We start from the raw sequence: 14,291 nt of genomic DNA on the forward strand, positions 1-14,291 counted from the left end.
AGCTATATCTTCAATAGTTATTTTGTAGCAATTGATAAAATTTTTTTTACCTCGGCAACGGTATTTCCTTCTTCATTAGTAATAGGTATATGAAATTCTGATTCAATTTTTTTAGTTTCATCTACTTGAAGTCGAATTTTATCAACTTGCTCTGGTGATAATTCGAATCGTGCATAAAGAGTACCCTTAGCAGGTATTTTATAACGAATAGAGGCCGATTTATCCCAAACGATATATCCTTTCCCCAATAAATTCAATAGCATCAGCATGTAAAATGGGTCAGTCATGGAGTATATAGAACCTCCAAAATGAGTGCCTACATAATTCTTATTCCAAAAGCGCATTTTCATTTGGACAATAATAGTTGTTCCATCAGGATTAAAATTCTTTACACTAATGCCCGCCCCCAAAAAAGGTGGCCAAAATCGCATCATTTTTAAAAGTGTTGAAAATTTCATGAAATAATTCCAGATAAAAATAGAGGATATGGGAAAAATTTGAAATGACATTTAACTTTTATTTAAGTCTATTTAAACTGATAAGTAAAGGAATTACAAAAAGATATCCAGAGAATTTATTAAAAGTTCTACAGATAAAGTGGTGGATCATGACGTCAATGAACCTTGAAAAATAATATTTAACCGTCCTGAGAAATGAAGCAATTTTTGAGTTTTTGGAAATTAAGGACTACATTTAATAATGACTAAATTTTAATTAGTCTAAACCTCAGCGATAAGGAGATATAAAATGAATAAGGATATTTTTCAAGGTAAATGGGAAGAAGTCAAAGGCCATATGAAAAAAACTTGGGGCAAACTTACTGATGATGATTTCAAACAAATCGAAGGGAACCAACAAGAAATTTTTGGAAAATTACAAAAACATTATGGTTACACTAAAGAACAAGCTGAGAAAGCAATTAAAGACTTTCAAAGTAAAACCCATCATTGATGATTAATCATTGTGTTATTTTACAAGGAGTCTAACATGGAAAACAACGGAATTGTTAAATCAGGGGAGCTTACTGGTACCAAAGTAATGAACCCTACACATGAAAATTTAGGTGAAATTGCCGAAGTTGTTATCGATAAATTATCTGGAAAAGTGAATTATCTGGTGCTTGATTTTGGCGGTTTTTTAGGTTTTGGAAATAAATTTTTTGCAGTGCCTTGGAATTTGTTTTTGTACGACAATAAGGATGATTGTTTTATTCTTAATGTGGACAAACAACGATTAAAAGATGCTCCGGGATTTGACAAAGATCATTGGCCAAATTTTTCTGCTCCGGAGTTTACCACTACTATAAGTGGCTTTTATACAAGTGGTAAGTTATAAAACATCTTGAAATCAAATTTTAGTTTTTGTACTACGTGATATACATAGCCCCGTTCGCCCGCATTTTCTTTTGAACCGCGGGCGATATTATTTAATTTTCAAATAATTAAGATCATCCCTAATTCACAATAAATAATTTATCAGTTATTTTAAAATTAAATTTGAAGAATTTCATAATTCTTCCTATTCTAAAAAGAGTTTTTAGTTATTCATTTTATGCCAAGGAATGCAAATGAACATTTTAAAAACCCAAGTCTTAAAAGGGCCCAATTATTGGTCAAACTCCAGAAAAAAACTTATTGTTATCAAGCTTGATATCGGAAGATACGAGGAGTTACCTACCAACCTCTTAGTCGGTTTTCAGGAGCGGCTAACTCATTATTTACCAAGCTTATTAAGTCATCGCTGTTCCCTAGGGACTGAAGGTGGATTTTTAAAAAGAGTTGAAGAAGGAACTTGGTTAGGACATGTTATAGAACATGTTGCATTAGAATTGCAATGTCTGGCAGGTATGGATTGTGGATTTGGTAGAACTTATGGAACCCGGGAGTATGGGGTTTATAATGTACTGTTTACTTATGAGATAGAAGAGGCTGGTTTATATGCAGGATTTGCTGCTGTGGAGTTCATTACCGCAATAGCTGAGGGAAAGGAGTATTCTTTAGATAGAGTGATTGCGCATTTAAAAGAAATTTTTAGGGATAAAGGCCTGGGTCCTAGTACCCGAGCAATTATTGCAGAAGCACAAAACAGGAAAATACCATATAAGCGTCATGAGCATACCTCTTTAATTACATTAGGATATGGCCGGAATCAAAAAAAAATTTGGGCATCCATATCTTCCAAGACAAGTTCTATTGGTGTTGATATTGCTGCAGATAAAGAACTGACGAAGCAGATCCTTAAAGCAAACTTTATTCCAATTCCTGAAGGCTTGATGATTCACTCTACAGAGGAACTTGATGAGGCAATCAACCAACTAGGTTTTCCTTTAGTGATTAAACCGCTTAATGGTAATCATGGAAAAGGAGTTGTGACTCATATTACTGATAAGCAAAAAGCTCATATTGGTTTTAAGTTGGCAAAAAATATTTCAAATCAAATCATTACAGAACGATTTATTTCGGGTCAAGACTATCGATTTTTGGTAATCAACTATAAAGTCGCTGCAGTAGCAAAACGTACCCCAGCTCACGTGGTGGGTGATGGAAAGCTTACGATAAATCAACTTATTCAGCAGGTCAATAAAGATCCTCATCGAGGTGAATCTCATGAAAATACTTTAACTTCAATTAAAATAGATGAAGCAACTCTTTCGATTTTAAATGAAAATAATTTAAGTTTAGAAAGTGTCTTACCCCAAAAGCAAATTCTATTTTTAAAAGAGGCTGCAAATTTAAGCACCGGAGGAACAGCCAAAGATGTAACTGATGAAGTGCATCCTTTTAATATATATCTTGCCGAGCGTGTGGCTCGTCTTATGAATTTGGATATTTGTGGAATAGATATTATTTCAAAGGACATAAGTACCCCTTTAAATGAAAACCATGGTGCAGTTATTGAGGTTAATGCGGGGCCAGGGTTACGGATGCACTTATCACCTAATGAAGGAAAACCACGGAATGTTGCTAAACCTATTCTTGATATGCTCTATCCTTCTCATTTAAGTGCACGAATTCCAATCGTTGCAGTTACCGGAACCAATGGAAAAACAACGGTTGTTCGCTTGATCGCTCATTTTGCACGTTATGCAAATCATCATGTAGGATTTACTACAACCGATGGGGTTTATTTAAATAATAAATTGATTCATAGCGGGGATTGCAGCGGTCCAGGCAGCGCCCAAGTAGTATTATATGATCCTGAAGTTGATTTTGCTGTATTAGAATGCGCTCGAGGTGGTATTTTGCGTTCGGGCTTGGGGTTTGATGAATGTGATATTAGTATCATTACCAATATTACTGGTGATCATTTAGGGTTAAATGATATTCATACTCTTGAAGAACTCGCTCAAGTCAAAGCGGTTGTTGCTCATAGTACTAAAAAATCTGGGTATGCAATTTTAAATGCGGATGATAATTTAACATATGAGTTAAGAAACGATTTTGATTGTAATATTGCTTTATTTAGTATGTATGAAAGCCCACGCATCAGAAAGCATTGTAGGTCGGGAGGATTAGCAGCATATATTGATCAGGGGAAGCTTGTGGTTCAAAGAGGTGCTGACCGAACATTTCTTTCGAACATTAAATCAATCCCCCTAAGTTTTCATGGTGCGGCTACCAGTATGATAGCCAATATATTGGCTGCCACTTTAGCTGGTGTAATTAGTCAATTTTCTTTTGATAAAATAAAAGAAGCGTTACACGTTTTTTATCCTACATTTGAAAATTTACCGGGACGTATGAATCTTTTTAAATTTCCTCATTGTCAGGTTATGGTCGATTATGCACATAACGAAGGTGCTTTTTGTGAGTTAAAAAATTATCTTGAGTCAGTACATTGTGCAAAAAAAATAGGGATTATTGGTGCCGTTGGTGATCGGCGTGATGAGGATATAGAAAAATTAGGTTTCCAAGCCGCCTCTATGTTTGATGAAATCGTGATCCGACATGATAAAGATGGAAGAGGGCGAACGCATAATGAAATTAATCGTCTCCTTGTTTCTGGAATTCTTCGTTCTGAATTCAAACCTTCATTAAATATTATTTCAGATGAACAGGCTGCTCTTGAGCATGTATTAGAAGTTGCAGATGTAAATTCTTTTATCTTTTGTGCGATTGAAAATGTGTTTGAAACGGTTCATTTTTTGAAGCAAAAGGAAAAACAATTTAAGGCGGTCAGCGAGGTTTATAATGGTACCCAAGGCTAAGTTATTGATTATTGGTGGTGCTGAGGATAAAGGTAATGGGCCATCTTCCGATACGGAACAAAAAAAAGAATTTACCCGCTATGAAATTCTAAGTGAATTATTACCGCCGTCCAATAAGAAAATAGAGATTATAACGACGGGTTCAGAAATTCAGGAGGAAGTGAAAAAAATTTATCAAAATGTTTTTCAAAATATGGGTTATAACAATATAGGTTTTATACCCATAAAGAAAAGGAGCGAGGCGCGTAATAGTGAGTATTTAAAACGAGCAGAAAATGCGGGTGCCTTTTTTTTTACAGGAGGAGATCAATTTCGTTTATCCACTATTCTGGGGGGGACACCCATTGTTGATATTATTAAAGAACGATATTTAAAAGATAGTGAATTCATAATCGCAGGAACAAGTGCTGGAGCCATGGTAATGGCTTCGGTAATGATTACAGGGGGAGGATTATCTGAAGCATTAAGATATCGCAATTTATTAACCTCCTCAGGTTTAGGGATTTTACAGTCGTGCATTATTGATACCCATTTTATAAAGCGCGGCCGCTTCAGTCGTCTTGCACATGCAATTATAATGAATCCAGAACAACTAGGGATTGGTTTAGGAGAAGATACTGCCTTAGTGATACGAAACGGAGCAGAGGCAGAATGTTATGGTTCAGGTATGGTGGTGATTATCGATGGAAGAAATATAGATCAAACCAATATCACTGATGTTGAAGAGGGCGAGGCGGTATTTGTCGAAAATTTAATAGTCCATCTGTTAGTTAAGGGATGCCAATTTTCAATTGCAGATCGAACCCTTGCAAATCCAGCAATACCCATAAAAAATTCAAATTTGGGATCAAAAAATGAATAAAATTGCAATTGCGGTACATGGTGGTGCCAGTGAAAATTATCCATTTTTACAAAAATATCAGAAAGACGTTGAAAGAGGTTTGATTGATGCACTCGAAAAGGGTTATGCCTTGCTTAATCAAGGGGGAATGGCTCTGGATGCTGTTGAAGAGGCGGTAAAAACTCTCGAAAATAATTCATTATTTAATGCTGGCAAAGGTTCTGCATTAAATTGTCATGGTGAAGTTGAAATGGATGCATCTATCATGAGTGGTACCAATTTGCAGGCAGGTGCTGTTTCTATGGTGCGTACTGTTAAAAACCCAATACACCTCGCACGTATAGTGATGGAACATACTCATCACGTTTTTCTTTCAGGATATGGTGCTTTAGAAATTGCAAAAAAATACAATCTTGAACTTGAAAGTGAATCTTATTTCATAACGCCTCATCAATATGAAATGTATCAACAGCACAATGCAATAGAGACTATGGACGTGATCCAAAATAAGAAAATGACAGGAACTGTAGGTGCCGTAGCTTTGGATTCGCACGGAAATCTTGCTGCCGGAACATCTACAGGAGGAACAAGTAATTGCCTTCCGGGAAGAATAGGGGATAGTTGTGTTATTGGTGCTGGTTGTTATGCTAATAATAATACCTGTGCAGTTTCAGGGACAGGTGTAGGAGAATATTTAATAAGAAATGTAGTAGGACATACTATATCTATGATGGTTGAATTTAATATGTCTTTGCAGCAAGCCTGTGATTACGTGATTCATGAACGAAATAAAGAATTAAACGGAGAGATGGGGGTCATTGCTCTTAATCGAAATGGGGATTTTGGTATTTCATTTAATACAGAAATTATGAAAAGAGCTTGGAAAAGTTCTGAGCAAAAAACGAAGGTTAAAATTTTTGATTAATGTCAATAAGGCGTGTTGACCATTCATCCCCACTGCCTACGTACCGCACCTTATTCGCGGCATCCCGGAGACAGTCCTATTAAAAATAAACCCAATAGTTTATTCTAATCGATTGATTAATAAGAGCAGCCTCATAATAGAACGATTCTCATATTAAGTATAAAATAAGTTTGCAAGAGCTAGACTGATGCTCGATGATGAGCTGTGGTCAAAGCTAAAGGAAATCAAGCTACAACAACAGATTTATGACAAGCCTAATCTGCTTATGATTGTTGAGGCAATGTTATAGCGTATGCCAATTGAATTTCAATTGACTGGAGTTGAAGTACATGATGCTAAAGCAGCTCCTGATCGTATTGAAAAACTCCCTAAATCTCATTACAGTAATGCAGACAAAGGTTATGTTCAACGTCAGATTTAATGAAGCGAGTTTGAGGCATAAAAATAATAGGGTTCCAGGATTTGCATCCCCGTACAATGTGCATCTAGTCTTTATCTTGGCTTAGCGTGAAATGACCGCTCAAACTAGAGTTTTTATCTGGATTGGGATAATGGCTTGCATTTTGAATTATCGTCGATGATCCAGATTTCGTTTTGTAATTGTCCAGCACGTTGGTGAATAGAAAAAATATAACTTCAAATGAAGGAACGGGAATTAGTTGGGAGAAAAATTTGAAGGGACGAATCATAAAAAGAGCTTAAACAAGCTCTTTTCGAAAGTAAATTGAAATTTTTATGAGTGAGAATGTCTCATAGGGGAGGAGGTGGACGGCGTCCAAGTAAACCCATAACTAGAAATACGACAAAGATCACTAGAAATATGAAAAATAAAATTTTTGCAATTCCTGCAGCGGCTACAGCTATACCTCCAAACCCAAATGCTGCGGCAATAATTGCGATGATAAAAAATGTAAGAGCCCAGCCTAACATGATAACCTCCTTGTACTTATTGCTGTAAAGTTATCGTAACCGTTCGTGGCCCATGCACTGAATTGCATAATCAGCCTTTCATAGAGGTTTAAGCATACCCTTTGAACAGATACAAGTTATCCCTAACTAATATTATAGCTCATTAATTAACCATTTTTCGAATGATCAATTGGTAATAGGATACCTTTTGGCTTTATGATGTTAGTATGCTGATGTTTACCCATATTTCGTCGCAGAGATTCATGACAACATAATGAGGGTATTAATTAAGAATATTCTCCTAATATTGTTCAAATATAATTGTTCCCTGATAAAAGTTTGCTAATTCAACGATTAATACATCATGGCAATGATGAGTAAACCTATGGCGACAAAACCAATTACGACGAGGCTGGAATTCCCTCCTGGGACCAAATGGCTATCGGTAGTTACCAGGTATTGACGCCCTTTCCATGCCATAACTGCAGGCAACAACAGTAATAAAATAACACAGCAAATTCCCGCATAGCTTAAAGCATGGAGGTAAATTCCTGGATTAAGTAAAACTACTGCCAAAGGAGGGAGGAACGTTAATGCCAAGGTATATTTTCCTTGATGGCCTGATTTTTTAAGCTTTAATCCATCTGCCAGAAAATCGAATAAACCTATAGAAACACCTAGAAATGCAGTGAGCATGCAAATAGAAGTAAAAAATCCAAAAAATCCACTTATCCATTGATTTTGAACGGACTGACTTAACGCTTCAGTTAAACCACTAGTCGCGTGTTCTGAACTCATAAGTGCAATTAACCCATTATCTCCTTCTCGTGATACCACACCCATAATGACCGCATCCCAAATAATGTAGCAGAAAAGGGGGATGAGTGAACCAAGGAGAATGACTTTTCTTAAACTATGAATATCATCTCCAAAATAGTCTCTTAAGCTGGGTATTATTGTTGCATAACCAAAAGAAGTAATAAGAATCATTAAGGTACCAGCAAAAGCACGTACAGACCCCCCCGTTAATCCTATAGTTGATGTATGCGGACTGATAATCGCAACTAGCAAAATATAAATACCTAACTTGCCAAACATTAAACCTCGGTTAACATAATCTACCGAACGGATACCATTATAAACGATCAAACTGAATAAAAAGGTAAAGAGTATTGCTGTGACGCTGTTAGGCAAATCAATATTTATCTTATGCAATAAACTATTGAATACATCACTTCCACCTGAAATATAAGCAGAAAGCAGGGTATACAGTAAGAATAAATAAGTAATCCAAGCTATAATTTGTCCTGGTAAACCTAATGTAGATTTAGCCATGGAAATCATGTTACTTCCTGCAGGAAGGCGCAGATTAACTTCCAGCATTAATAATGCCCCTGCAGTCATAACAAACCAACATAAGAATAGGAAAAAAATTGAATTACTAAAGCCTACTTCTGCTGTAGATACAGGCAATGCCAGCATGCCTCCACCTATTGAGGTACCTACTATAAGTAATATTCCACCTATTAGCTTTGAATGGTTCATAAGAAGTAATCCAAAAAAACAGCTCAAAAATAATTCAATATGATACAATGTTATTCATTTTGAGTCAATTGCATCATGACCAGGCACAATCAAGTATTTTAGGCTGAAAATGATTGGGATGATTGATGTATATACCCCTCAATCCTTTAGATTTTGTAACGTTTAGCCTATTAATTTCCAAAGTTCATGTACCAATAGCCCAATTGAAATAGCGATGACAACAATCTGAGTCAATTTACCGCCAGGGACACTAAAAGCAGGGCTATAGTATTTTCTACCAAAATAGCACATTAGCGCGGGTAAAAATAGTAGTAGTATGATGCAAAAAATTCCCGCATAACCTAAAGCATGAATGTATGCGCCAGGATAATATATGACAATAAGTAGCGGGGGTACAAAAGTGAGTAAAAATAAACCCAAACCATGGCTCCCTCGTTCACGTAATTTCAAACCATCCGCAAGAAAACTATATAAGCATAGGGAAACGCCTAGGAAGGCAGTTAACATGCAAATGGAAGTGAAAAAATTAAATAAAGCACTAATAGTCGTGTTTTGTACTTTATTCGAGAGCATACTGGCTAAGGCGCTCGTAGTATGAGGATTGCTCATTAGGCTTTCCAGGTTTTGGCTGCCTTCGGAAGGAAGAGCACCCATAATGACGGCATCCCACGCTAAATAACAAAATAATGGAATTAATGAACCAATAAAAATCACTTTTTTTAGTTGCTTGATATCATCATCGAAATAGTCTCTTAAATTGGGGACAATAATGGCAAATCCAAAAGAGGTGATCAAAATCATGATCGAGCCGCCAATATAACCCATATCGCCATGGTGAAGATGCTCTATTTCTATATGGGGTGCAATCAATACTATTAACAAAAAATAAACCGCTAATTTGCCGAACATCAGACCACGGTTTACATAGTCTACATAGTAAATACCGCCATAGACTACAAGTCCAAAAAAGAGTGTAAATAAAAAGCTTGCCTGCCAATCTTGCAAGTGTAATCCTACTTTAAAAAGAAGGCTGTTTAATACATCAGCTCCACCAGAAATATAAGCTGATAATAAGGTATAAAGTAAAAACAAATAGCTTACCCAGGCAAGGAGCAAGCCATAGTTACCTAAGGTGGCTTGTGCCATAGAAACCATATGTTTTCCTCGAGGCAGATAAAGATTTGCCTCAAGAATAAAAAAAGCGCCTAAGGTCATAAAAACCCAGCACAGAAACAAAAAAATAGAAGATTGCCAGAAACCAGTAGCTGCATTGGCAACAGGTAAAGCAAGCATCCCCCCACCTATGGAAGTCCCAACAATTAAAAGAATGCCTCCAATAAATCTAGATGTACGCATTAAACCACCTTACTTCGTTGCATAAATCATAGGTGGTGGTACTGGAGCAGGACACGTTGCACATCTTTTAGCTCCTAAACTACTGAACCATTGAATTTCGATGCGTCTATTAAATGCACTACCATGAATCAGTTTGTTATCACCTACATCATTTTTATCACCATAACCTTCTGCTTTAAGCAGTTGTGCGGGGATATTATTTGCCCATAAAAAGGTAAGCATTGTTTCTGCTTGTGCCTGGGACAATGACCTTTTATGGTATCTTGTGCCTACATCATCTGTAAATCCTGCTACATAGACAGGGCTTAATGGGTAAAATTTTAACAATCTTACGATGTTAATCAAACCCGGATAACAAATTTCGTTAAGACGTGGACTTTCAAACATAAAATATTTATCAACAGGTACAATAAGGGTCATGGTATCGCCATATTGCACGAACTCAATATTTTCATTATTTAATTCTTTAATGATACTGCGGCTACTGGTTTTGCTAAAACCTACAACGGCTCCAGCAACCCCTCCTGCTGCAGTACCTACGAGTGCTCCGGCTACAGTACCTGTTGTCGCAGCCCCCACTGCAGTACCAACCACCGCACCGGTAACAACTCTTTTAGGCATGGGATGTACCGGTTTAAAATTATTATAGGGTGGGTGAACGCAGCTACTGAGTAAACATGTAATAAAACCACAATATATAATTTTTCTTTTAGTTAATTTGAGTGACATCTTCACTCCCTTGTTCTGTGATTTAATCATTATTAAACATCTGATTAAATTTCGCAATTGTAACTTCTTAATCTATAAAGTATAAAAATAAACATCAGTAGTGATTAAGGTATATCTGTATTCTGGGTTTAGCAATATTTTGATCCAGATGAGAGATTACTCCATAACAAATGTTGCTTCGCATGATAGGATTTGATTGATAACTTGCGAGAAATTTTCTTTAGGCAAGCGTGCAGCATGTGAATGCTTGAGTGTAAGTTTTTCTCGCAAGTTGAGCAAACATTATCCCTTTTCAAGGGGCTGGCTCTATCCCTTTAATGTAACATGTCGTTAAACGAATTTTATCCCTTAATGTTTTAGCAAAGATGGAATGCCTAGTATTTATAGGGGATTGAGTTCTAAACGGTTGATAGAAACATGCACTTTATTTTTTATATTGAGTTCATGCAAATTTAACTACAACATAATTGCCCTAGTCCTTTTATTTCCTCATCAATCGGATGAATTTTTTCTCGTTCTTGATGTATTGGTTTGAAAAATGAAACCAGGTTTGCTTCATTTGTATATTCTGTATTATGCCGACTCAATGATTTAAATTCAGTAAAACAAGAAAGCGCTTTATATGCGGCTGCAAGCATTGCCCCAACAATGGTTATTCCCACTGCAACGCCTAAAAGAGGTTGGATCACAAGCACAGGTAAAGCAATTCCAAAAATCCCCATATACAAGGAAAATGCAGTGGAGGACCAAAATAATAATTCACATGCTTTAGTAAGATTGCTGAATAAGACATTAACTTTTCTGGATTGGCTTGTGTTTATTAATGCATCCATTGCTTCTTTAGGAGGCATTGTTTTATTTTTGACTTTAGTGAGCAAAGCGACAAAAGATTCATAACTGTTCGCTATTGCTTCAACAGTTTTTGCTGAAGTCGCTTTCGTGTAGGAGAGATTATAATATTCTTGGACTGCTTTTATTTGTTGTTTTATCTTGTCGTCAAGTTCTTTTTCAGTGATGAAGAGCGCGGATAATTGGTCGTCACAAGTGCTTAAACGTTGTTCTAATATTTTATGATTATAAGGCATGATTCATCTCTTATTATAATTATTTAGGAAAACATGTAATTAAAACCATTTAAATTAATGTCTTATAACATAATTAATATGGAAAAATCATGGTATTTTTATTTATTTGATCATGGGCAAAGCTGTTTATTTGGGAAGGGAAGCTATTCGTTGTCTTGAATACGGCATAAATTTTGATAGTCGCATCGCTGACAAATACTTAAATGTGCTGGTTGTGGGGGACAATATCCCTGTTGAAATTCCATTGCTAAATGGGTTAATTGTTTTTGCCATGTTTTTCTGCATTCAGTCCAAGTCTCATCCTTTTTTAATGAAGTAATTCCATTAATAGCCTGTTTTTCTTCACTAAGACCAGCACAGTATATTTTTCCTGATTTTAATTGCATTAGTAAAAAAGTATTAATTTGATCATCGAGTAGCGCGTAAAGAAGTAACTGTGGCTCTTTCGGCCGCTCTTCATGCCAAGGTTTACTCGTGGGAAGGGTGCTCTTATAATCAATAACCCATTTTTTATCGGCTACTTGATCCAAACGATCAATACGTACTTGAATATCAAGCCCGGCTAAATTAATGGAGTAAGAATGTTCTAATGCTGCGATTGTAAATGGAGCTCGTTGTTTTTCCCATTCGAGATAGGTGTATATAAGACGTTTCAACCGAGCACTTTCAACTTCTTGAAGGGATGCAGAGAGGGAATTAATACGTTGATTTAGATGACTTAAAGCTGTATGAATTGCCTCATCTATATACCTATCTACAATATGGGGTGCTAAAAGCTTAAGTTTCTCCTGGCTCTCTAAGGCTTGCCATAATAATTCCATCACTTTGTGAATCAACTTTCCCCTTTCTTGATGATTCAAACCATCAGTTGTTTGCAAAGGGGCCTTTGCACGAAGTCGATGCTCTGCAAATGCTTTAAAAGGGCACTTTGCTTGATTCGACAAAATTGCGGTACCTCCGGTAATACGTTCTTCTGGCAATACCGGTAGAGAAAAATGTTCTTCTACAGTTATGTATTTAGGTTGGTAAATCGAAGAGTTAGGTTCAGGTAATAAGGTAAAATGAGGAAATGTTGTTATTAAGGAGCAAGGTAAATTAGGATTATCACCTTGTAACTGTGGGAAACTAAATACTACAGAATCGGCACTTTTTTGTAGTCTTTGGAGTATTTGACGCGCAAATTGCAGCTCACGTTCAGGTAGGCTATGCGGCATACTCAGTTCGCGTTGTAAATATGAAGGAACAAAAGCAGACAAACGAACTTTATTTGGCAAACATTGATCAGTTAATCCCATAACCCATAAACTATCAAATTCACACCCAGATGCCTCCAAAAGACCAGTAACTTGAATTGGTGCGTTGTTTTTTTGTGCTTGAAAAATAGTATGGTGAGTCAAATGGTGAAATGCTTCGAGTGCTTCAGCCTTAGTTAAATTAGTGTTAAACACTGCCAGTTGCCTAAACTCATCAAAAAGTGTGATAAAACGATTGAGGCATTGGTAATTTTCTGAGTTAAGTCCATAGTCACCTGGAAATCCCATCACCCTTAAGCGATCTTGAAACAGGCATACCCACTCCTGGGGGGTAGCCATTGCGGGATAGGCGATTAGAAGACTTAATAATTGGGAAAGTTTAGGGGTATAATAATGGAGTTCGTTTATAAAATCCTTTAATGGAATCACGTGTCTTTCGAGTAGTATGCCCTCTTGCAGATATTCCGCTCGCCCAATAAATTCTTCCTTAGAATAACCAAGATAAGGTGATTGGAGAAGCAGGCTTGCTTGATGTTGCGATAAAGTAAAATCATCTAAATTGAGCCAACACAAGGCATGAGCAACTAAGGGAAAATCACTTAAAGGTTGGCCTAAGGAAATATTAAAGAGCGTTGGCTCAAAATGATTCGTTAATATTCTTTGTAATAAATTTGATTCTTTTTCTAAATTAGGTACAACTACGCCTATACGATGATTACCTTCTTGTAATTTTAAATGCAGCCACAACATTAATTGTTGATATTCTTCTTTGTCGTCTTGAGCTGCCAGCATTTCAATTTTAGACGATTTTTCTTTTAAATCATATTGGTATTGGGTAATTCCTTGATTGATTAGCTGTTCTTGCAGGTGAATTTGCTGCGGCGTAAAGTCATCAAAACATACCCAAACAATCGAGTCAGAAAACACAGGGTATTGAGCATTGAGTAGGTGAGTGATTAATTGATATTCCGTAATTAAATGATGCTTTTTTAGTTGTTCCTCAAAGACAAGCCACCATTGTTGGAATTGGCGTGTTTGATCAGTATAGAGGAATTTTGGATTTTCGGGGTTAATTTGCCATTGTTGGCAATACTCCCAAGCAGTGATAACCGATTTGAGTAAGCCTTCACTGTAGATGATGGATGGTTCCGATTTAATGATCTTACGCCATAAATACTGGCACTGGGCATCACTTAATAATATAGGATAGGAGTCATTTGCATCAATAAAATTAAGTTGTTCATAGGCGTTGATGAGCGCGGTTCTATAAGGCATGCATTTTGGTTTATCTACAGTCTCAGTATTACAATGACTAAAATATTGGTGAATTATGGATTCATTTAGTCGGTTATTAGGAGTGAGGACAATTGCTCCTTTTGTTAACAGAAAAAAAAGTTGATCTTTATTACTAAAAGTATGGAGGATCATAACTATCCAAAAA

13 protein-coding genes and 1 pseudogene are annotated in these 14,291 nt (G+C 36.4%); 7 read left to right on the forward strand and 7 right to left on the reverse strand.

What is annotated here, in order from left to right:
- Positions 1 to 17: 17 nt before the first annotated feature.
- A complete protein-coding gene (locus EKG34_RS02490) occupies positions 18 to 458 on the reverse strand; it encodes a YiiD C-terminal domain-containing protein (RefSeq protein WP_003635686.1) in 441 nt (146 codons plus the stop codon).
- 289 nt (positions 459 to 747) lie between these two features.
- Here EKG34_RS02490 and EKG34_RS02495 point away from each other — a divergent pair, with 289 nt between their 5' ends.
- The 7 genes and pseudogenes from EKG34_RS02495 (at position 748) to EKG34_RS18500 (ending at position 6,394) form a co-directional block, all read left to right on the forward strand.
- On the forward strand, positions 748 to 951 hold the full coding sequence (locus EKG34_RS02495) for a CsbD family protein (protein WP_003635687.1): 204 nt from the start codon (positions 748 to 750) through the stop codon (positions 949 to 951).
- Between the two features lie 36 nt (positions 952 to 987).
- On the forward strand, positions 988 to 1,335 hold the full coding sequence (locus EKG34_RS02500) for a PRC-barrel domain-containing protein (RefSeq protein ID WP_003635689.1): 348 nt from the start codon (positions 988 to 990) through the stop codon (positions 1,333 to 1,335).
- Positions 1,336 to 1,567: 232 nt separating this feature from the next.
- Entirely contained in the window at positions 1,568 to 4,207 is a 2,640-nt protein-coding gene (cphA, locus tag EKG34_RS02505; RefSeq protein ID WP_003635691.1) for a cyanophycin synthetase, read from the forward strand.
- Positions 4,191 to 5,069 carry a cyanophycinase gene (locus tag EKG34_RS02510; RefSeq protein ID WP_003635692.1) on the forward strand — a complete coding sequence of 293 codons (879 nt, stop codon included), beginning with the start codon at positions 4,191 to 4,193 and terminating at the stop codon, positions 5,067 to 5,069. The genes cphA and EKG34_RS02510 overlap by 17 nt, the downstream gene beginning before the upstream one ends.
- Complete coding sequence (locus tag EKG34_RS02515; protein WP_003635694.1) at positions 5,062 to 5,973, forward strand: isoaspartyl peptidase/L-asparaginase family protein; 912 nt, start codon at positions 5,062 to 5,064, stop codon at positions 5,971 to 5,973. The genes EKG34_RS02510 and EKG34_RS02515 overlap by 8 nt, the downstream gene beginning before the upstream one ends.
- Before the next feature lie 187 nt (positions 5,974 to 6,160).
- A pseudogene (locus tag EKG34_RS18495) lies at positions 6,161 to 6,259 on the forward strand (IS5/IS1182 family transposase); the annotation flags it as partial.
- A 6-nt stretch (positions 6,260 to 6,265) separates the two neighbouring features.
- Positions 6,266 to 6,394, forward strand: a complete 129-nt coding sequence (locus EKG34_RS18500) for a hypothetical protein (RefSeq protein ID WP_003635696.1) — start codon at positions 6,266 to 6,268, stop codon at positions 6,392 to 6,394.
- Positions 6,395 to 6,723: 329 nt separating this feature from the next.
- Here the strand turns inward: EKG34_RS18500 and EKG34_RS02525 are convergent, their stop codons facing one another.
- The 6 genes from EKG34_RS02525 to EKG34_RS02550 form a co-directional block, all read right to left on the reverse strand.
- Positions 6,724 to 6,903, reverse strand: coding sequence for a DUF1328 family protein (locus EKG34_RS02525; RefSeq protein WP_003635698.1), 180 nt, complete (start codon positions 6,901 to 6,903; stop codon positions 6,724 to 6,726).
- A 333-nt stretch (positions 6,904 to 7,236) separates the two neighbouring features.
- Positions 7,237 to 8,427: an amino acid permease gene (locus EKG34_RS02530; RefSeq protein WP_003635700.1), complete on the reverse strand. Its 1,191-nt coding sequence runs from the start codon at positions 8,425 to 8,427 to the stop codon at positions 7,237 to 7,239.
- A 162-nt stretch (positions 8,428 to 8,589) separates the two neighbouring features.
- Positions 8,590 to 9,783: an amino acid permease gene (locus EKG34_RS02535; RefSeq protein ID WP_003635701.1), complete on the reverse strand. Its 1,194-nt coding sequence runs from the start codon at positions 9,781 to 9,783 to the stop codon at positions 8,590 to 8,592.
- Between the two features lie 9 nt (positions 9,784 to 9,792).
- Complete coding sequence (gene cmpA, locus EKG34_RS02540; RefSeq protein ID WP_012979322.1) at positions 9,793 to 10,512, reverse strand: C-OmpA-like family protein CmpA; 720 nt, start codon at positions 10,510 to 10,512, stop codon at positions 9,793 to 9,795.
- Between the two features lie 452 nt (positions 10,513 to 10,964).
- Entirely contained in the window at positions 10,965 to 11,597 is a 633-nt protein-coding gene (locus tag EKG34_RS02545) for a DUF5638 domain-containing protein (protein ID WP_003635707.1), read from the reverse strand.
- Between the two features lie 143 nt (positions 11,598 to 11,740).
- Complete coding sequence (locus EKG34_RS02550; protein WP_172622911.1) at positions 11,741 to 14,278, reverse strand: PD-(D/E)XK nuclease family protein; 2,538 nt, start codon at positions 14,276 to 14,278, stop codon at positions 11,741 to 11,743.
- Positions 14,279 to 14,291 lie beyond the last annotated feature (13 nt).

It is taken from the genome of Legionella longbeachae (assembly GCF_004283175.1).
GTDB classification, from domain to species: Bacteria; Pseudomonadota; Gammaproteobacteria; order Legionellales; family Legionellaceae; genus Legionella; species Legionella longbeachae.

Bases quoted from the DNA above. Each gene is read 5' to 3' on its own strand.
- EKG34_RS02510 (WP_003635692.1), top strand. From the start codon at position 4,191: ATGGTACCCAAGGCTAAGTTATTGATTATTGGTGGTGCTGAGGATAAA.
- EKG34_RS02535 (WP_003635701.1), bottom strand. From the start codon at position 9,783: ATGCGTACATCTAGATTTATTGGAGGCATTCTTTTAATTGTTGGGACT.
- EKG34_RS02495 (WP_003635687.1), top strand. From the start codon at position 748: ATGAATAAGGATATTTTTCAAGGTAAATGGGAAGAAGTCAAAGGCCAT.
- cphA (WP_003635691.1), top strand. From the start codon at position 1,568: ATGAACATTTTAAAAACCCAAGTCTTAAAAGGGCCCAATTATTGGTCA.
- EKG34_RS02545 (WP_003635707.1), bottom strand. From the start codon at position 11,597: ATGCCTTATAATCATAAAATATTAGAACAACGTTTAAGCACTTGTGAC.
- EKG34_RS02525 (WP_003635698.1), bottom strand. From the start codon at position 6,903: ATGTTAGGCTGGGCTCTTACATTTTTTATCATCGCAATTATTGCCGCA.
- EKG34_RS18500 (WP_003635696.1), top strand. From the start codon at position 6,266: ATGCCAATTGAATTTCAATTGACTGGAGTTGAAGTACATGATGCTAAA.
- EKG34_RS02500 (WP_003635689.1), top strand. From the start codon at position 988: ATGGAAAACAACGGAATTGTTAAATCAGGGGAGCTTACTGGTACCAAA.
- EKG34_RS02490 (WP_003635686.1), bottom strand. From the start codon at position 458: ATGAAATTTTCAACACTTTTAAAAATGATGCGATTTTGGCCACCTTTT.
- EKG34_RS02515 (WP_003635694.1), top strand. From the start codon at position 5,062: ATGAATAAAATTGCAATTGCGGTACATGGTGGTGCCAGTGAAAATTAT.
- EKG34_RS02550 (WP_172622911.1), bottom strand. From the start codon at position 14,278: ATGATCCTCCATACTTTTAGTAATAAAGATCAACTTTTTTTTCTGTTA.
- EKG34_RS02530 (WP_003635700.1), bottom strand. From the start codon at position 8,427: ATGAACCATTCAAAGCTAATAGGTGGAATATTACTTATAGTAGGTACC.
- cmpA (WP_012979322.1), bottom strand. From the start codon at position 10,512: ATGTCACTCAAATTAACTAAAAGAAAAATTATATATTGTGGTTTTATT.